General features: G+C 36.8%; 19 protein-coding genes and 2 riboswitches. Of the genes, 7 read left to right on the top strand and 12 right to left on the bottom strand.

Annotated elements, in window-relative coordinates; all coding sequences use genetic code 11:
- From thiS to FEZ13_RS03550, 9 genes are all read right to left on the bottom strand, one after another.
- Complete coding sequence (thiS, locus tag FEZ13_RS03590; RefSeq protein WP_146551498.1) at positions 1-195, bottom strand: sulfur carrier protein ThiS; 195 nt, start codon at positions 193-195, stop codon at positions 1-3.
- Entirely contained in the window at positions 185-1258 is a 1074-nt protein-coding gene (thiO, locus tag FEZ13_RS03585) for a glycine oxidase ThiO (protein WP_146551497.1), read from the bottom strand. The genes thiS and thiO overlap by 11 nt, the downstream gene beginning before the upstream one ends.
- Positions 1245-1874, bottom strand: coding sequence for a thiamine phosphate synthase (locus tag FEZ13_RS03580; protein ID WP_255473037.1), 630 nt, complete (start codon positions 1872-1874; stop codon positions 1245-1247). Before FEZ13_RS03580 ends, thiO begins: the two co-directional genes overlap by 14 nt.
- Positions 1875-2004: 130 nt before the next feature.
- Positions 2005-2104: riboswitch (TPP riboswitch) on the bottom strand.
- Between the two features lie 76 nt (positions 2105-2180).
- Positions 2181-2289, bottom strand: a riboswitch (TPP riboswitch).
- 437 nt (positions 2290-2726) lie between these two features.
- Complete coding sequence (locus FEZ13_RS03575; RefSeq protein ID WP_146551496.1) at positions 2727-3800, bottom strand: YkvI family membrane protein; 1074 nt, start codon at positions 3798-3800, stop codon at positions 2727-2729.
- Complete coding sequence (gene menC / locus FEZ13_RS03570; protein WP_146551495.1) at positions 3797-4927, bottom strand: o-succinylbenzoate synthase; 1131 nt, start codon at positions 4925-4927, stop codon at positions 3797-3799. The genes FEZ13_RS03575 and menC overlap by 4 nt, the downstream gene beginning before the upstream one ends.
- Before the next feature lie 14 nt (positions 4928-4941).
- Complete coding sequence (locus FEZ13_RS03565; RefSeq protein ID WP_146551494.1) at positions 4942-5763, bottom strand: GNAT family N-acetyltransferase; 822 nt, start codon at positions 5761-5763, stop codon at positions 4942-4944.
- Positions 5763-6902, bottom strand: coding sequence for a M20 peptidase aminoacylase family protein (locus FEZ13_RS03560; RefSeq protein ID WP_146551493.1), 1140 nt, complete (start codon positions 6900-6902; stop codon positions 5763-5765). Before FEZ13_RS03560 ends, FEZ13_RS03565 begins: the two co-directional genes overlap by 1 nt.
- Positions 6899-7756 carry a MurR/RpiR family transcriptional regulator gene (locus FEZ13_RS03555; RefSeq protein WP_146551492.1) on the bottom strand — a complete coding sequence of 286 codons (858 nt, stop codon included), beginning with the start codon at positions 7754-7756 and terminating at the stop codon, positions 6899-6901. Before FEZ13_RS03555 ends, FEZ13_RS03560 begins: the two co-directional genes overlap by 4 nt.
- A 211-nt stretch (positions 7757-7967) precedes the next feature.
- Positions 7968-8732, bottom strand: coding sequence for a MerR family transcriptional regulator (locus tag FEZ13_RS03550; RefSeq protein WP_146551491.1), 765 nt, complete (start codon positions 8730-8732; stop codon positions 7968-7970).
- A gap of 74 nt (positions 8733-8806) precedes the next feature.
- On the opposite strand from FEZ13_RS03550, the gene FEZ13_RS03545 reads away from it, so the two are divergent.
- Together FEZ13_RS03545 and FEZ13_RS03540 are read left to right on the top strand one after the other, a co-directional pair.
- The gene (locus FEZ13_RS03545) at positions 8807-10165 is read left to right on the top strand and encodes an MATE family efflux transporter (protein ID WP_146551490.1); all 1359 of its coding nucleotides are present in this window, start codon (positions 8807-8809) and stop codon (positions 10163-10165) included.
- On the top strand, positions 10162-10632 hold the full coding sequence (locus FEZ13_RS03540; protein ID WP_146548549.1) for a GNAT family N-acetyltransferase: 471 nt from the start codon (positions 10162-10164) through the stop codon (positions 10630-10632). The genes FEZ13_RS03545 and FEZ13_RS03540 overlap by 4 nt, the downstream gene beginning before the upstream one ends.
- Before the next feature lie 59 nt (positions 10633-10691).
- Here FEZ13_RS03540 and FEZ13_RS03535 read toward each other — a convergent pair whose 3' ends face one another.
- Complete coding sequence (locus FEZ13_RS03535; protein ID WP_146548548.1) at positions 10692-11201, bottom strand: DNA-deoxyinosine glycosylase; 510 nt, start codon at positions 11199-11201, stop codon at positions 10692-10694.
- Between the two features lie 95 nt (positions 11202-11296).
- Positions 11297-11671, bottom strand: coding sequence for a hypothetical protein (locus FEZ13_RS03530; protein ID WP_146548547.1), 375 nt, complete (start codon positions 11669-11671; stop codon positions 11297-11299).
- A 217-nt stretch (positions 11672-11888) separates the two neighbouring features.
- On the opposite strand from FEZ13_RS03530, the gene FEZ13_RS03525 reads away from it, so the two are divergent.
- The 5 genes from FEZ13_RS03525 to FEZ13_RS03505 all read left to right on the top strand — a co-directional run bounded on the left by FEZ13_RS03525 (position 11889) and on the right by FEZ13_RS03505 (position 16713).
- On the top strand, positions 11889-13001 hold the full coding sequence (locus FEZ13_RS03525; protein WP_186725752.1) for a helix-turn-helix domain-containing protein: 1113 nt from the start codon (positions 11889-11891) through the stop codon (positions 12999-13001).
- A 1-nt stretch (position 13002) separates the two neighbouring features.
- Positions 13003-13203, top strand: coding sequence for a PLD nuclease N-terminal domain-containing protein (locus tag FEZ13_RS03520; RefSeq protein WP_186725751.1), 201 nt, complete (start codon positions 13003-13005; stop codon positions 13201-13203).
- Entirely contained in the window at positions 13200-14108 is a 909-nt protein-coding gene (locus FEZ13_RS03515; protein WP_146551488.1) for an ABC transporter ATP-binding protein, read from the top strand. The genes FEZ13_RS03520 and FEZ13_RS03515 overlap by 4 nt, the downstream gene beginning before the upstream one ends.
- The gene (locus tag FEZ13_RS03510) at positions 14109-14876 is read left to right on the top strand and encodes an ABC transporter permease (protein ID WP_146551487.1); all 768 of its coding nucleotides are present in this window, start codon (positions 14109-14111) and stop codon (positions 14874-14876) included.
- A 541-nt stretch (positions 14877-15417) separates the two neighbouring features.
- Positions 15418-16713, top strand: a complete 1296-nt coding sequence (locus FEZ13_RS03505; protein ID WP_146548541.1) for an aminotransferase class I/II-fold pyridoxal phosphate-dependent enzyme — start codon at positions 15418-15420, stop codon at positions 16711-16713.
- 245 nt (positions 16714-16958) lie between these two features.
- On the opposite strand, the gene FEZ13_RS03500 is transcribed toward FEZ13_RS03505, so the two are convergent.
- Positions 16959-17720 carry a hypothetical protein gene (locus FEZ13_RS03500; RefSeq protein ID WP_146551486.1) on the bottom strand — a complete coding sequence of 254 codons (762 nt, stop codon included), beginning with the start codon at positions 17718-17720 and terminating at the stop codon, positions 16959-16961.
- Positions 17721-17833 lie beyond the last annotated feature (113 nt).

Raw genomic sequence — 17833 nt, 5'->3', positions numbered from 1 at the left:
TTAACCGCCTCCTACAAATGTCACAATTTCGATTGTATCGGTTGACTTTACAACCTGTGAATAATCTTCTTTTTGTAAAATAACTCCATTTTGTTCCACAATCACCATTTTATCTTGGAGTTTTAAATAGATAAGTAATTCCTGAATCGTTCCTACAGTTTCCGGTATTTCTATCGTAGTCCCATTAATAGACATAATTCCCCACCATTTTATTTGCCATGTATTCACCAACAAATGGACTCAACAAAATGCCATTTCGATAATGCCCCGTGGATACAAATAGTCCCTGAATCGTAGGATGTGCTTCCATATATGGTCGCCCCTCATTCGACTCTGGTCGTAAACCTGCCCAAGTACGATCCCAAGTCGCATCCTGTAAAGCAGGAAGGATTGAAAAAGCGCGTTGTAAAATATCTGCTACACTAGATGCCTTCACCTGTTCTTGAAAAGAATGAGGCTCCATCGTCGCGCCTATTACATATTTGCCATAACGTTTTGGAGCGATGTAAAATCGTTTCAAAAATAGCGGAGCCTTTAGTAAAGGACGATTACTTTTTAAGGAAATCACTTCACCTTTTACTGGATACGTACCATAATTTTTATTAAATTGCTTTAGAAATGGCGTACTCCATGCCCCTGTTGTGATACAAACCTGTTTGCAAGGGAAAAAGCCTTCTGTTGTTTGGACACCGGTCACTTTTTCATCCTTTACAACAATTTGTAGGACAGTTGTATATTCGAAGATTTCGGCACCGCTAGCTGCGGCCGCAAGTGCTTGTCCTTTTGTCAATGCTGGAGCTAAAACATGTCCGTCTGTTGGATAATAGACTGCACCTACTATTTCTGAAGAAACATTTGGCTCGACCTTTCTTACTTCTTCTGAGGAAAGTAATACGGCTTCCTCTCCTGCTGCTATTTGCCAAGTACGAATTTCTTTAATTCTTTGCCATTCTTCTTCCGTATGTGCAATCCGATAGATTCCCTTCGCTTCATAGCCAATATCAATTCCCGTTTTTTCACGGATTTTTTCAGCAACTTTTGGGAATAAGGCTCTGCTTTTTCTAGCCATATCATATAAAGGATCATATTCGTCCCATTCAGCTTGAACGCCTAGAAGCCCTGCGGCTGCGTGAGAAGCACCAGATGCAATGTCGTTTTTTTCAAGAATGGCTACATGTAGCCCCTGCTCTGCAAGACAATGTGCGATTGTACTACCGATGACACCGCCACCAATAATAATACTGTCATAACTTTTCATCTTCCCACTCCTCGAGTTTATATGCATATTCTTTTACTTTCTCAACTGGATCAATAGCCTGCCATATCCCCGACATAATGGCGATTCCAGAAGCCCCTGCCGCACAAACTTCCTTCGTATTTTGTGGAGTGATTCCACCAATAGCGATCACAGGCTTTAAAACCTTCTTTGTTAGCTGCTGCAATAATTTTGTACCACGGCAAGGTCTTCCTTTTTTACTTGTCGTATCAAAAATATGCCCGTAAAGTAACCAGTCGGCTTTTGTATCAGAGGCCTCTTCAAGGGAGTGAATGGATGCACCAATATGAAGAGCTGGAAATTTATCACTAATAATAGCGACGGGAATACTGCGGTAACCAAGTTGCACATGACTGATACCTGTAGCAAGCGCAACATCAATACGGTCATTCACGACCAGTTTCTCTAACGGAAAACCTTGTTGTTGTAAGTTTTGAATACAATCATATAGCTCAGATGCTGTACGATTGGGCTCTCGTATATGCAAATAGCTTAAATATGGTTCTAATTTTGGTGCAAAATGAATCACTTCCTCTAAGGAACGCTCACCATCCGTTATGATATGCAACTCTATTTTTTTATCCAATTCTTTCATCATCCCATTCTTCCATATCGAATCACCCGACGTTGAAATAAAAATAACGATTTATTCACTTCCTTTCGTTGCAATCCCATACAAAAAGCCACCTCTCAAGCTCGAAGAAGTGGCTAAAATTTTGTACGATATAACAAAAGTAGCGCCACTTCCCTTCGCTAGTATTATCTAGATCAGGTCATAAGAGTTGAGTTTTTCTCTCTCAGCATATACATGCACCCCTAGTGGTCAATCCCATATTTAGTTGTTCATAGAATAGAAGATAAAAACGTCCTTGCTTCCTAAGGTCAGGAAACAAGGACGTGTATATGCGATATCCTAATGCTTCCCTACGCTAGCATAATCTAGATCAGGTAAAAGGATCATGAGCTTACGGCTCTACTCTCAGCTGGCAACACCAGCTCTCCTAGCAATTATTGTATGAAATTACAAGTCAAAGTATAGCACTACCGATTTAATCGTTCAATAGCCTACTTGAAATTTAATAGATGTTGAAGATTGAATAATAGTATCAGTTGTGTTGATTAGGGAAAAATGGGTAATAAATTTAGCATGATTCTAAAAAACATGTATTTTAACTCCATTCATGTAGATCTTCGGCTTACTCGAGTCCTCGAAAATGTATGCACATTTCCTTTGTGCGGTGTGGATTCAGGAAGTCCATTCAATGCCCCTCGGGAAAAGCGAACAGTTGAGATCCCACAGCGAAGCGAGGAGGCTCAAGCCGCGCCCGCAGGAAAGCGAGCAAGCCATAGCGGAAATCAGCGAATACACTATATTTTGTGGAGAAAACTGGATAATCCACCCTTGTAAAAGCATATGATAAAAATAGTTTTTAGAATAATCACTAGCAAGCTATTTTGGGATGAGTATCTTTTCTTTTGAGTATTTAACATTTTTAATCCATGCAATAATGATTGAAATGATCAACACAAATCCTAAATAACCCATTGCTGGGTAAACAGCACTAACAAGTTGGATAAAGCCGACAAAACTTAAGGCGAATCCAGCTAAACCAATTACCCACACAATCCATTTAAAATGCTTGCTTTCTAACGGTACGATTCGAGCAGTAAATGCATAGAGCATCCCCACAGCTGTATTATAAATCATACCAAGTAAAGCAATGGCCATAATGACACCAATAGCAGGTGACATTTTAGTCGCTAAAAGAAGCATTGGCATATCTGCCCCACCAATTTGATCTATTTTTGTGAAAATTGCGACATTTATAAGCAAAATAAGAATACCTAGTCCGACTCCACCTAAAATCCCGCCATGTTTTGCTATTTTTTCACTTTTTTCTACTCCTCCCATAACGGCTAGCATCGATGCTCCTGCTGCAATATTATAAGATACATACAACAATCCTCCTAAGAACCAATTGGCAGCACCAGAAGTTTGTTTTTTCGCTAACATATCCATGTCAGCAGCACTTAAATCTGTGGTAAAAAGAGAATATATCGCAATAATCACTACTAATAATAAAAGAAAAGGTGTAATCGCACTAATCGCACTAATAATTTTATGAACATTAAACATGAGCGTTAATACTGTAATGATTAGCATAAACAAACTACCATACACGGCTGGAAGACCAAACTGACTTTCAAAAATGGAGCCTGCACCTGCTAGCATAACGACTGCAACACCAAATAAGAAAAATGTAATGACAAAATCTACAACAACTCCAATATATTTACCACAAATTTGATAGACAACTTCTTTATGAGAAGTCGCATGCAAGCGACTCCCTAATGTTGTTAAATTCATGCCTAAAAATGCAAATAGTGCGGTTGCAAGAGCTGTTCCTGCAACTCCCCACCAGCCAAAGCTAGTGAAAAATTGCAAGATTTCTTGACCAGAAGCAAAGCCTGCGCCAACAATGACGCCGATGAATGCCCCTGCCATTTGGATACTTTTCTTCATCGAACCGCCTCTTCATCTGCTAAGTTATATTCCTTCTTCTTCACCGTCAATTGATCGATACGTTCAAGGTTTGGTTCATAGCCAATACCTGGTTGATCCGGTACTGTGATATATCCGTCCTTCACGATTACTTCTGGATTGATAATATCACGATCCCAATAATGTTCAGACCCTGCAGTATCCCCTGGCAATATAAAGTTGGAAAGCGTCGTAATTGCCACATTGTGAGCTCGCCCGATACCTGACTCTAGCATGCCGCCACACCACACTGGGATTCCTTTTGACTGACAGTAATCATGGATCTTTTTCGCTTCAGTTAAACCACCAACACGCCCAATCTTAATATTAATAATGCCGCAGCTTCCAAGTTCCACTGCTTTCCGTGCATCTTCTAAGGAATGGATACTCTCATCTAAACAAATAGGTGTTTTGAGCTGTTTTTGTAATGTTGCATGATCGATGATATCATCTGAAGCAAGCGGTTGTTCGATCATCATTAAATGGAATTCATCCAGCTGCTTTAATAATTCAATATCTTTCAACCGATAGGCAGAATTAGCATCAGCCATGAGGGGGACATCTGGGAAACGCTCGCGGATTGCACGGATCACATCAACATCCCAACCTGGTTTGATCTTTACCTTGATGCGTTTATATCCCTCTTTTACATAACCATCTATTAAAGCCAGTAATTCATCGACGGATTTTTGGATGCCTATGCTGATACCGACTTCAATCTGTTTTTTATCTCCTCCAAGTGCAGAGGCTAATGTTTGATTTGTTCGTTTCGCATATAAATCCCATACAGCACCTTCAAGGGTCGATTTTGCCATATTATTTTTACGGATAGGTGCAAATAATTCATTTATTTCATCTGGATGTCCAATTTCTTTCCCTTTGATTAGTGGAATAAGAAAGTCTTCTAGTATAATCCAGTTCGTTTTATAAGTTTCTTCACTATACCAAGGAGCATCAAAGGCAACAGATTCCCCCCAGCCTGTATTTCCTAGTTCATCTGTTACCTCTAATAAAAGGAACTCTTTATTGACAAACGTACCAAAACTTGTGGTAAAGGGTGCTTTCATTTTCATTTTTAATTGACGAATTTTGATATTTTGAATTTTCACTTGTAAAATCCTTTCTATTGTGGAATATTCACTGTATTTTTTTGAACAACGAGATAATGATAGACAGGTTCATCGGATGATTTTACCAATTCAATCGCAGTATAGCCATTTTGGAATAATGTTTGAAAGATTGCACGTGTTTTCATACGCCAATCAATAGCTAAATCTAAATCTTGCTCTTTTAATTCCGTAATATCTGCTGGTACTGGTACTAGATAAGCCGTTTCTTTCCATTCCGTCATTTTCTTGAAGTTCTCATCTTCACAATACGGCAAATGTTGATCATTGTAAGACCATGTCGCTATCAAAGTGGGTGCATCCTCTACTCTTTTTTCAAATTGATTGACATAATCGCTTGTCAGCCACCAATCTATTTGGAAACGATCTGATGGCAAACCGCCATTTAAACCATCGTCCATTTTACCATAGCAATCTTCAATATATGTGTCGCATACCCCATGTAATTTGCTCAGATTCAAATAGGCGTTACGTGTTTGCAATGGATCGTATGTCCATGTCATTTTTTCATAACCGATTTCAATCGCTAATTTTTTTTGTTGTTGTTTTAATTCTGCGCCAATCCCTAATTCTCTATATTCCGGTAAAATCCCCAGCATATGTGAGCATAGAGAGACTTGTCCATTTTCAAATCCTGCAAACCCATAGCTAAAACCCACTATCTTCTCGCCATCAAATGCACCAATCACTGTTCCTCCATGCTTTGCAGCAGTCAAAGTTTGATGGGTTGGAATAGGCGATGTTCCCCAAATCTCGTGTTCCAATTGTTGAACCATTTTCATGTCCTCATTTGTTTTTAACACTTTATACGTAATCATTATGAATCACTTCTTTCTTTTGCATATGCTACTGCATTCAATACTGTTCGTGTTAATATTTCAACACCCGTGATCAATGCTTGTCGATTAAATGTCATTTGAGGATGGTGCAAACCGGGATGTAGACCACAGCCTAATCCAAGCATCGTCGCTTTTATATTCGGACGTTTTAACGTATAAAAATGGAAATCCTCTCCACCTGGTGTTACGACAGGAGGTCTTGTATTTTCCTCTCCTACTGTATCCACAATAGCTTTACGCATCAACTGCATCGCTTCCTCATCCACCTCAGCGGCAGCAATATTAGCGTCGATCTTATACTCTATCTGAATACCATATTGCTTTTCAACACCTGCCACAGCATTTTCAAAATCATTCATCAACACATTTATGCCTTCATTCTTCTGAGAACGAGCGTCGATACAGAATTCTGCTTTTCCTGGGATGATATTCGCTGAACTGCCAGCATGGAATTTTGTGAGCTTGATCGATGAAGGAATCATCGGATCGACATGGATACTTTCTAATGCATTTACGAATGAAGCTCCTATTTCAATTGCGTTTTTTCCAAGATGTGGACGTGCACCATGAGCTTCTTTGCCTATTATAGTACCGGTTACTAATCTAGCAGCGCCGTGATAGATAGCAGGACTAAATGTACCATCCTGTAATTCTTGAATAGGTCTGACATGGACGCCAAATAAATAATCGATATCGTCTACTAAGCCTTGTTCGATAAAATATAGCGCTCCCTGCCCTTTTTCTTCTGCTGGCTGGAATAATACACGAATAGTGCCGTTTTCGGGATGGTGCAACTTTTGTAACAACAATAAAGTGCCGATTGCCATTGTCATATGTCCATCATGTCCACATGAATGATTGGCTTGAAACATACCATCGACTTCTTGCCAGAGCGCATCCATATCCGTTCGAAGACCAATGACAGGTTTTCCGTTCCCGATTTCAACATATAATCCTGTTGAACCCTCTACTAAATGTGGTTCAAAACCATATGATTGCAGCAACCGCTGCACATATAATGTTGTGTTATTTTCTTTCCAGCTTATTTCAGGATGATTATGCAAATATGTAAAGACTTCTTTTAATTTTGGTGTGATCTCTTCTACTAATTGTTTCACTTAAAATCATCTCCATCTAAAAATAAAAAACTGCTATCAACACTATCGTATTGTGCTTTATACATCTCATATTGTTTTGGTTCCTGTCTAGTCATTCCTGACACCAACGTGTTCAAGAATGAAATGACTACAGGCATCATATCGATTGTCGATGTTTCAGCAGTTCCAAGAGGAAAATAATAATCAGAATATCGATAAAGTGGTGCTGTGATTGTATCAGAGACCCCAATAATGATAACCCCTTTTTTCTTTATCATACGTGTCAACTCAATCGTTTCTTTATAGTAACGATGAAATGATAAAACAACCAATACCTCTCCTTTTTCCATATGATTCAATAATTGAATAATATCTTGCGATTGTGGTTCGATCATATAAATATCTGATCGAAGTAGATTTAACGTAAAACCCAGCCATTGAGCAGCCGCAAAGGAAGATCGTAAACCAAGTACATATATTTTGGGGGCGTTATGCAAGTGTTGGCAGCTATGCTGGAAATCTTCTTTGTTTAGCTGTTCAGAAACTTTTTGAATTTTTAATGCATCCTTTTTCATAACAGTTTCATGAAAGCTACCATCCTCCTCAATGTTGTTTTTTGATGCTAGGTAAATGCCTAGTGAACTTTTGCCATGCATAAACGAACTTCGAATGATCGATTGCAATTCACTATATCCTGATAATTCGATGGCATAGCAAAAACGAATAACGGTTGTTTCACTTACTCCAACAGACTGACCAATTTCTTGTGCAGACTTTAAAGCTACATCATGAGGAGTCGCCAAAATATAATTAGCTACCTTTTTTTGCCCTTTCGATAGTTGCTGAAAATGCTCTTGTATCAATTGTTGATACATGCTTTTTACCTCCAAAATGAAGTTGAAACTTTATTTTTTATCATTAATGAAGTTTTCACTTCATTTTAATATATATAACAATAGCACTTTTATTTTTTAAATTCAATCATTTTTCAGAAAATTTATTTTATTAAATCAAGTGTCATGATATGGAAAAATGAGGATGGGTGTTAATTGGTTAAAGGGTTGGTGAGCCATTGCTTATTCTTTGTTATTTTTCTTCGGCTAGTCTTACCGTTAATCTGAAGGGTAAATGATTAGCAAAGTTGATAAAATCTACAGCTATATCCTGTAAAAAAATGTTGTCTTCCATTGCATAGTTGCCCGCTAAGATTTGTTGATAAGCTTGCTGTGCCCCTTCCATTACATGGCCGTCTTCCGCTTCAAAATAAATACCTACATATTTTCCTTTTTCTTTCACGAAATTATAGGGATCTTCTTCTCTTACCCCTTGAAATTTGCTGATATTGATCAGCTTTTTGGAGGTACGATCATATTGGAGCATGACTCCAGCATGATGTCCTTCTGTCATGTAATTCATCATAAAACCGTCCTGTACAGTTTGTTGGTCCACTAGTAAATATTCATCTATATATTCTGCAAAAAATACTTTGTTAACACCCGTTTTAATATAATGTTCCAATTCTGACAATTTTTGATCCAATAGATTTTCTAATTGTTTTAGCTGCTTTATTTTATTTTTTACGGCACGCTTTTGTGAATAGAGTGTTTGCATTCCCTCTATAAGTGTATCGCTGTATAATTGTTCTTTGATTTCTGTTAGTGATAGCCCAACTGATTGCAATGCTTTAATCCTACTAAAATCATCCAATTGATCAATTGTGTAATAACGATAACCGTTTTCATCTAAAATAGCGGGTTTGAACAAATCAATCTGATCATAATAAAACAATGTTTTTTTATTGACATGACATAATTGAGCAAATTGCCCTGTTGAATATTTATCTTTTTTCATAATTTTCCCCTTGACTATCCACTAACTGGATACTTTATGGTGTGATTATAATGAATTGATGAGGAGAATACAATATGCTAGATCTTTCAGAGTCACCGATCAAAAAAAGTTTAATCACATTCGCCATACCGATTATTTTTAGTTTCGTGATCCAACAGCTATATCTTGTGGTGGATACGATCATGGTAGGGAAGTTTTTAGGAGCCGATGAGCTTGCGGCTGTTGGCAATGCAGCAAGTATTATTGGGGTTTTTCTTATTATCTCTGGTGGACTTGAGATGGGATGTGAAGTTTTAATCGCACGATTTATAGGTGAAAAGCAATATCAAACTATCTTCAGGAGCTCATTGGGCATTCTCCTATTTGCAAGTGTGACTGCCATTATTTTAAGCAGTATCCTCATTCTTTTGCAAAAACCGCTTTTTTATTTGATTAATATTCCAACGAATCTACATGGCTTAACAAGTGATTATCTGACTTTTTACAGTATAGGATTTATTTTTATCTTCCTCTATGATATTTCAAGAGCCATTTTGATCGCTATGGGAGATACAAAAATACCTTCTCTCGTTGTACTCTTTACTTCCATATTGAATGTTTTTTTAACTTTGTTCTTTATACTAGAATTACAAATGGGGGTCAAAGGTGTAGCGATCGCCACGATATTAGCTCAACTATTCGGCATGCTTGTGACAGTCATGATTTTAAGAAAGCGCCTTAAAGCTTTGCCCTTTGCGAAAGAAAAATTTATTTTTCCAAAATCTGAAGTTTTTAAATTACTCACGATCTCATATCCCCTAATGATCCAACAGGGAGTCATCACAGGTTCTATGCTGATTTTACAGGCGCTGATTAATCCTTTTGGAAGTCAAATCATCAGTGGCTATATTGCTGCCAATAAATTGATCATGCTTTTGATGATGATCACGGTTGGATTTTGCCAAACGCTTACCGTATTTGCTTCTGTCAATATTGGTGCAAAGAAACCGGAGAGAATTCAAGAGGCCTATCGCTTTTGTATGAAGTTTGTTTCTTTTTATGTTCTCGCCATTGTTGCTCTCGATTTCTTTCTTGCAAAGCCAATGGTATCTATTTTTATAGATGAAAAACAATATCCAGCAGCCATTGCATTCGGTGTGACCTTTTTAAAATATAGCTGTGTGATGATGTTATTCTATGGCTGGAAAAATATCAATGAAAGCTTATTGCGTGGCTATGCGAAAATGAAATCATTTTTAATCTCGAATATGTCAGATTTAATCTTAAGAGTGGCTATGGCTGCTCTGCTTTTGCCGATATTTGATCTCAATAGCTTTTGGATCGCCAATACAATTGGTACATTGATAGCGTTCATCGTATCCATGTACTTTCTTAAACGCCTTCACATCTTACATGTAAACGAAAAAAATAATCATTTTGAGGAGAAAATATGAAAATTCGAAAATTAGAGAAAAACGAAATGCCCCCAATAGAATTACTGTTGCTAGCAGATCCTTCAGAGTCTCTTATTGAAGAATATATTCAAAGAGGTGATTGTTTTGTAGCAGACATGAACCATCAAATCGTTGGAGTGTATGTATTGCTCCCAACAAGACCTGAAACTGTAGAATTAGTCAATATTGCAGTTATTGAAACTATGCAAAATCAAGGAATCGGAAAACAATTGATCATGAATGCCATCCAAACAGCCAAGTCAACGGGATACAAAACGATCGAAGTTGGAACAGGCAATTCAAGTATAGGACCATTAGCACTTTATCAAAAATGTGGTTTTCGGATAACTGGTGTGGATATAGATTTTTTCATTAGACGCTACGAGGAAGAAATTTTTGAAAATGGTATACAATGTAGAGATATGATTCGATTATCTCAAGATTTATCCCGTGTTAACGGGCAATAAGCCCCCACACTGATGGAAGCTTTACTTTATCATCTATAGAGCAGCAATTTTAAAATACTTTAACGCAAATATTTCTCCATGATCCGCCATTCCTCCACTTTTCCTTCAAACGATTTGATATTCTTCCCCGGCATTGGACTCGTTGATGGCATTTTGGCATAATCGATTGGCAGTAGAAGCTCTAAACCCATATATTTCTTAAAAATAGAAAAGGCCTTTCCTCCATTAAATAGGATTACACGAATATTAGGATAGGCTTTTAGTAATTCTGTAAAGTTATTGGGTATGACATTTCGAATGCTAGCATCTGAGCTTCCTTTTCTCTCACATGATCGGATCGTATCCCAAAGCCCTATATGGTGTGCCTTTAATAATTCTATTCGTTTCTGATAATTATCTGGCATCTCAACTTGTAAAATTTCACTCAGAATCCCCCAAAAATGATTACGCGGATTACCATAATACTGTTGTTTTTCAAGAGAAAGTCTACTTGGCATGGAACCGACAATTAATACATATGTAGACTCATCGATAACTGGGGATAAGATATTTTGTATGGCATCACGCATGTCGAATCACACATCTCCTTTACTTTTTGTCGTATCGAGTATGTTTGTAGATGAAAGAAAATCCACATAGCAAGTATGTGGATAGGAAAAATCATTTAAAATTTTTTTGCATTTATTTTTCGATCAGGAAGACCAAGTGCCGTCACCATTTCATTAAATGCAGAAAGCACATTATCATAAGCGATTGCTGCATTTCTTATATCAACTGTACAATCAAAATCTATCCCGACATTTTTATAATACTCTTGAAATTGATCTAGTTTTTCAAGAAAAGCAATAACTTCAGGAGATTCTTCTATTTTAGAATCTGTTAAAGTATAAACATAATATGAATGTATATTTGCTGAAAATCTCTCGTACAAATCAAAGCGGGCTTTTCCCTTTTTCTTTGCTGCATTCTTTAAATCTTTCATGCTTGCAAGAATATTTTCTCCTTGTTGTACAACTAATGATACATTTGATGAATCCATTACTATTACGACCTTTCTTACAACATATACCTTTTCATATCTATAATAGCACAGTCGTTGACGGATCACATTTTAGAAGAACTATGCATCTATGATTAAAACGATCCCATCATAATGTTTCCTAATGGTTGATTTTTTCAACTAAATTACACTATGATTCCATCGTTTTTACTGCACTTCTTGGCTATACTAAACATAGATCAAGGAGATGACAAGAATGAAAGACTTACAGTTTGCCAATACGATTGCTACTTTACGAAAGCAAAAAGGATTAACACAAGATGAAGTTGCATCTTTTGTAGGGGTATCAAAGGCCGCCGTTTCAAAATGGGAAACGGGGTTAAGTTATCCTGATATATTGTTACTTCCAAAGCTCGCCACCTTTTTTAACTTATCGATTGATGAATTACTTGGATATAAACCTCAAATGACAAAAGAGAATATTCAAAAATTATACGCAGAATTATCAAAAGATTTTGCAGTCAAGCCATTCGATGAAGTTTATACACGCATCAAAAATATGATTGATGAATACTATTCCTGCTTTCCATTACTCATGCAAATGGCTGTACTTTTATTAAATTATCAGCATGTGACAGGTGATTTACAGCAAGAAATTATACGTAAGGCGATCGAGCTTTGTCAGCGAATTGAAGAAAACTCAGAGGATCAACGTCTCGCCTATCAAGCTGGCTCATTAGAAGCACATTGTCAACTGTTCCTACAAAATCCGAAACGTGTGCTAGAGTTACTGGGGGATGGTGTAGAGCCCTATACTGGGAATGAAATCATTGTAGCCAATGCTTATCAACAATTGCAACAACCTGAAAAAGCAAAGGAAACATTACAGGTGAGTATGTATCAAAATATTCTTGGCGTATTAGGAATCGCACCCAACTATATGATGATGTATGTTGATCAACCTGAGGTATTCGATGAAGTAGTGCTTCGTATGGAAGGAATGATGCAAACTTTTGATATTTATAACTTGAGTTTTAATAATGCTTTGATCATTTATTTAACGGCTGCCCAAGGCTATATGATGCAAAAAAATGAAAAAAAAGCGATTGAAATGTTAAAGAAATACATCAAAGCTTCCGAATCCATTGTATTTCCAATCACCTTACACGGGGATGCATTTTTTGATTTAATCGATGAATGGGTAATGCGTGAACTCGATTTAGGGCCCAATGCTCCTCGTGATGAACAGACCATTAAAATGAGCTTGATCTCTGGGATTACAGAAAATCCAATATTAAAGCCTTTAATACTACGCGCTGAAGTAAAAACAATGATTGAAAATTTAAAGCATACATTAGGATGTGATTAATATGACATTACAAGAAGCACTCCCCTTGATCATCCCCATTATTATTTTAGAGTGGACACTTGCCATCGTGGCATTGATACATGTTTTAAAGCATCCTCATTATCAGTTTGGCAACAAACCCATGTGGATCATTGTCGTTCTTTTCATCCAGATCATTGGGCCTGTTGTGTACTTTATATTTGGAAGAGGGAGAGACATATGAGTATATTAACTTTGGAGCATCTTACAAAATCATTTGGAGCGCACCAAGTGATCGACGACATCAGTTACACATTAGAAGAAGGAAGGATTTTTGGTCTAATAGGACAAAATGGTGCTGGAAAAACAACCTTGATGAAGTTAATATTAGGGCTACTCCCCTCTACAAAAGGAAAAATTTTCATATTAGATGAAGAAGTCAGCTATGGATATACTGCCACGAATCGTCATATCGGTTATTTACCGGATGTCCCTTCCTATTATCCCTATATGACTGCTTACGAGTATTTGATGTTATGTGGAGAAATCACAGGCATGCCCAAAAATGTACGAAAAGAGCGCGTAGAACATTACTTACATCTTGTAGGACTAGCTAAAAATAAAAAGAGGATACAGCAATTTTCGCGAGGTATGAAGCAACGCCTTGGAATTGCACAAGCACTGATCAACCAACCAAAATTACTAATTTGTGATGAGCCTACTTCTGCTCTTGATCCAATCGGAAGAAAAGAAATTTTAGATATTTTACAATCGATTAAACATGAAACAACGGTTATTTTATCTACTCATATTTTGCATGATGCTGAGCAAATCTGTGATGAGATTGCTCTGCTGCATAATGGCAAGTTTGTTATCACAGGTAATCTTTCAGAAATTATGACTAAACATAGTAAACATCAGATACAAGTTACGTTTCATACTGAAAATCAGGCATGTACGTTTCTGGAAAAGCTTCCGTTTAACGAACAAATCGTTCACAAATCAAATAGTTTAATCATTGAAGCAAAAGATCTTACACATACGCAGCAACAGTTATTCTCATTATGTAATGCGCTTAATCTCTATCCTTCTTCCATAGAAGTGGTCCAACCATCGCTAGATGAAATCTTCTTGGAGGTGAGTAGATAGATGAATACTTTGCTTGCATTATTAAAAAAAGAAACTATGGAGTTCAACCGTACTTATAAATTACTCATTTTATTCGCTGTTTTTTTAATATTGGCTATTTTAAGCCCATTGGCAGCTAAGTTTATGCCAGATATTATGGCTCAATTTCTTCCAAAGGAAATTGCAGAATGTTTTCCTACTCCTTCTGCCCTTGATTCTTGGGCTCAGTTTTTCAAAAATTTTTCTCAAATCGGATTATTCGTTATCGCCTTATTATTTGCGGGAATGATCATTCATGAGCGCAATGAAGGAACATTGATTATTTTACTGACAAAGGGATTACATCGAAGTTCTGTTGTTCTAGCAAAATCATTGTTTGCGATGCTTATTTGGACCATTATGTATTGGATTTCATTTAGTGTGACGTATTTTTATACTTGGTATTATTGGAGAGATGAGCATGTCCCCTTTTTAGCAGTCGCTGTCAGTCATTTATGGCTTTTTGGCTTATTATTGATCGCCGTTATTTTATTTGGAAATGTGTTGTTTAAGTCTATTTATGCCAATCTTCTTTGGACAGCTTTATTTGTGGGTATTTGGTTCATCGTTTCCATTTTCCCGAAAACGGATAATTTTAATCTTTTAAAACTCGCAACAAATGGGGATCAAATACTTCAAGGGCTTTATAGTGTTCATGATTACAAATGGATTTATATGATGGCTATCGGTTTTATCCTATTCATACAATTTATCACTATACAAATCTTTAATAAAAAATCCATCAATTAGGAAAGCTCACTGGCGGTTATCTTGTGGACGAATCGTTTTCATAATGCAAAACCTAGATGAAGAGTCTGAACATTTTCTATTAATATGAACAATTAGATGTGTTGATTATCCAATTTTCCACATAATCTAGTGCATCTGCTGGTTTCCACTACGGCTTGTTCACTTTTCACGAGGATTTATTTGCTACCTCGGAAGGTTTATTCGCTCTTTCGGAGATCTTATTTGTTTTTTCGAGGACATTGGATTGTCTTCATCGAGTATGCACTACACGAAGGGAAAGAGCTAGCTGAAATAAGGAGCTACATAAATGGAGCAAAAATACATGTTTTTTAGAATTATGCCTGCTTTATCGCCTGCTTTTTCCTAATCAAAACGACTGAAATTGGATATTTCTAGCCAAAGATTCTTTTCCTATTTGTTACTCAAATAGATCTATTTTTTTCCTTTTAAAAAAACTCACCAAAATTGTGACAGAATTGATTCATTTCTATGAATAATCATGTATAATTATCGTAGTATTTCGAAATGAGGCGATGACAACATGCATAGTTTAGCAAAAGAATTAAACGAAACTATACAGAAAGAAAACCCTTATGTGTATGACATGCTTTCTGGATTAGCAAAAGAAATATATTTTCCAAAAGAAGGAATTCTAAGCCAATCAGCAGAAGCCGGGAAAAAAGCCAAAAAATATAATGCAACAATTGGCACTGCATTAGAAAACGGAAAGCCTATGCATTTAAAGGTGATACAAGATACTCTATCTGCATATGATCCATCAGATCTTTATTTATATGCTCCACCAGCTGGTAAACCAGCTTTACGTAAAGAATGGCGTAAAAAAATGCTTGTTGAAAATCCTTCATTAAAAGGGAAAACGTTCGGTAATCCAATCGTGACAAATGCATTAACACATGGTTTAAGCATCGTCGCTGATTTATTTGCAGATGAAGGAGACGCTTTAATCCTTCCTGATAAAAACTGGGAAAACTACGAAATGGTATTTGGCATTCGTCGCCATACACACACTGTCACTTACCCACTTTACAATGAAGAAAATAAATTCAATGCGGACGGGCTACATAAAGCAATTCTTAGTCAAAAAGAGAAAGGGAAAGCCATTGTTTTATTAAACTTTCCCAATAATCCAACTGGCTATACACCTAACGCTGAAGAAGGCGCTGCTATCGTTAAAGCCATTACAGATGCTGCCGATGCAGGTATCAACGTTGTCGTACTCACTGATGACGCATACTTTTCACTGTTCTTCGAAGACTCTTTACACGAATCATTATTCGGTGCGTTAAGTAATGCTCACGAACGTGTATTAGCTATAAAAATCGATGGCGCGACAAAAGAAGAATACATTTGGGGATTCCGTGTTGGTTTCATCACTTACGGCAATACTAGTGAAGCCATTTTAGCAGCTCTTGAAGAAAAAACGAAAGGGATTATCCGTGCAACGATTTCAAGCGGACCACACCCATCACAAACTTTCGTGCTTCATGCGTTACAGAGCCCTGAATTTGAAGCACAAAAAATAGAAAAATTCAACATCATGAAAAGTCGTGCAAACAAAGTAAAAGCAGTTCTAGATAGTGGTAAATTCAATGATGCTTGGGATTACTATCCATTCAATTCAGGTTACTTCATGTGTTTAAAACTAAAAACGGTCGATGCAGACAAATTGCGTCTTCACCTTTTAGATGAATATGGTGTCGGTACAATCGCTCTAAGTGACACTGATCTACGCATAGCTTTCTCTTGTATCGAAGAAGAAGGAATCGAAGAATTATTTGAATTAATCTATAAAGGCGTAAAAGATATAGAAGCTTAGCCTTCATAATTAAAAATCACCATTTTTACAACGAAAAAATTTAAAGACGTTTGATAAAGTGAGGCTCCATCAGTGGGGGTTTTCTTCATCCCCCACTGATGGTTAGCTAAACCAATCGGACTTTTACGGGCAGTTGTGATCCCCCCCATCTCTATATATTGAGATGGGGGTTTTACTGACCGTTAAAGCGGGATAAAGGCGTACTGTTCTAGATTGTGCTCCTTTACTTTTTAAACTTCCTACATTTATTTGTTTTCACTATCCCAGCTAATATAGAAACTACCAGCAACTTCATCACCTGTTACAACAGCTCTATAAATTCCGGCTTTTTTAACGTTCATTTTCATTCGGTCTTCACTTATGGATTGAACTCCAACATATCTCCCCTCTTCATCCACTATATGAAAACCGTGTCCCCCACCGTTTTCAGCGTGAAATTGTCGCGTAAGAATCATTGTTTGACCCTTCACTGCCTTAATCGGGATCTCTTGCCGTCCATTGAAGTAATCAAATGATGCCGCATAGGAATTGTCTTTTTGTAAAGCTTTCCAGTTCTTTTTAATCGTATAATCTCTAGAAATTAAAACGAATAATGTGATTGGTACCACAATTGCAAATATGTATTTAAAAATTCTAGAGTGAGTTGAAAGAACGGTCCCTAGATAAAAAATCAGCGCGCAAAAAATTCCGACAGTTCCAGCTATAACAGTATACATAGATAAACCAAATAGAAGAAAGATAGCAAAACCTGCAACCGCATACAATTCTATTTTTGTTTTTAGTTGAGTGACCGAATATTTCTTGATTAGCCAATCGATGAAAATGGAAGCCAAAATACTATATCCAAAAATAAAAGTCCATAGAACATGGTTCGAAACCCCTTCAACAGTTTGATACATTTTCATATCCGAACTAAAGAATACAATCAAAAAGAAGAGAAAGAATAAAAAACCTGCCGCAGCAAATTTAGAAACGCAGTATGAAACCATTTTTTTAGAACTGATCATGCGAAGACACCTCCTATGTTTATCTGAAAAATAGAGGGAATTTTATTTGCATTTTTTATATACTTCAAAACATATTTACATACCTCTTAATCTATTCATCTCTGCAACGCCAT

This window comes from Rummeliibacillus sp. SL167, assembly GCF_007896505.1.
GTDB lineage: Bacteria > Bacillota > Bacilli > Bacillales_A > Planococcaceae > Rummeliibacillus > Rummeliibacillus suwonensis.
This window is presented reverse-complemented; position numbering and strand designations above follow the sequence as displayed.

What these genes read in the sequence shown, in the direction of transcription:
- thiS (WP_146551498.1), bottom strand. Translation starts at nt 195, where the DNA reads ATGTCTATTAATGGGACTACGATAGAAATACCGGAAACTGTAGGAACG.
- thiO (WP_146551497.1), bottom strand. Translation starts at nt 1,258, where the DNA reads ATGAAAAGTTATGACAGTATTATTATTGGTGGCGGTGTCATCGGTAGT.
- FEZ13_RS03580 (WP_255473037.1), bottom strand. Translation starts at nt 1,874, where the DNA reads ATGATGAAAGAATTGGATAAAAAAATAGAGTTGCATATCATAACGGAT.
- FEZ13_RS03575 (WP_146551496.1), bottom strand. Translation starts at nt 3,800, where the DNA reads ATGAAGAAAAGTATCCAAATGGCAGGGGCATTCATCGGCGTCATTGTT.
- FEZ13_RS03565 (WP_146551494.1), bottom strand. Translation starts at nt 5,763, where the DNA reads ATGATTACGTATAAAGTGTTAAAAACAAATGAGGACATGAAAATGGTT.
- FEZ13_RS03555 (WP_146551492.1), bottom strand. Translation starts at nt 7,756, where the DNA reads ATGTATCAACAATTGATACAAGAGCATTTTCAGCAACTATCGAAAGGG.
- FEZ13_RS03550 (WP_146551491.1), bottom strand. Translation starts at nt 8,732, where the DNA reads ATGAAAAAAGATAAATATTCAACAGGGCAATTTGCTCAATTATGTCAT.
- FEZ13_RS03545 (WP_146551490.1), top strand. Translation starts at nt 8,807, where the DNA reads ATGCTAGATCTTTCAGAGTCACCGATCAAAAAAAGTTTAATCACATTC.
- FEZ13_RS03540 (WP_146548549.1), top strand. Translation starts at nt 10,162, where the DNA reads ATGAAAATTCGAAAATTAGAGAAAAACGAAATGCCCCCAATAGAATTA.
- FEZ13_RS03535 (WP_146548548.1), bottom strand. Translation starts at nt 11,201, where the DNA reads ATGCGTGATGCCATACAAAATATCTTATCCCCAGTTATCGATGAGTCT.
- FEZ13_RS03530 (WP_146548547.1), bottom strand. Translation starts at nt 11,671, where the DNA reads ATGGATTCATCAAATGTATCATTAGTTGTACAACAAGGAGAAAATATT.
- FEZ13_RS03525 (WP_186725752.1), top strand. Translation starts at nt 11,889, where the DNA reads ATGAAAGACTTACAGTTTGCCAATACGATTGCTACTTTACGAAAGCAA.
- FEZ13_RS03520 (WP_186725751.1), top strand. Translation starts at nt 13,003, where the DNA reads ATGACATTACAAGAAGCACTCCCCTTGATCATCCCCATTATTATTTTA.
- FEZ13_RS03515 (WP_146551488.1), top strand. Translation starts at nt 13,200, where the DNA reads ATGAGTATATTAACTTTGGAGCATCTTACAAAATCATTTGGAGCGCAC.
- FEZ13_RS03510 (WP_146551487.1), top strand. Translation starts at nt 14,109, where the DNA reads ATGAATACTTTGCTTGCATTATTAAAAAAAGAAACTATGGAGTTCAAC.
- FEZ13_RS03505 (WP_146548541.1), top strand. Translation starts at nt 15,418, where the DNA reads ATGCATAGTTTAGCAAAAGAATTAAACGAAACTATACAGAAAGAAAAC.
- FEZ13_RS03500 (WP_146551486.1), bottom strand. Translation starts at nt 17,720, where the DNA reads ATGATCAGTTCTAAAAAAATGGTTTCATACTGCGTTTCTAAATTTGCT.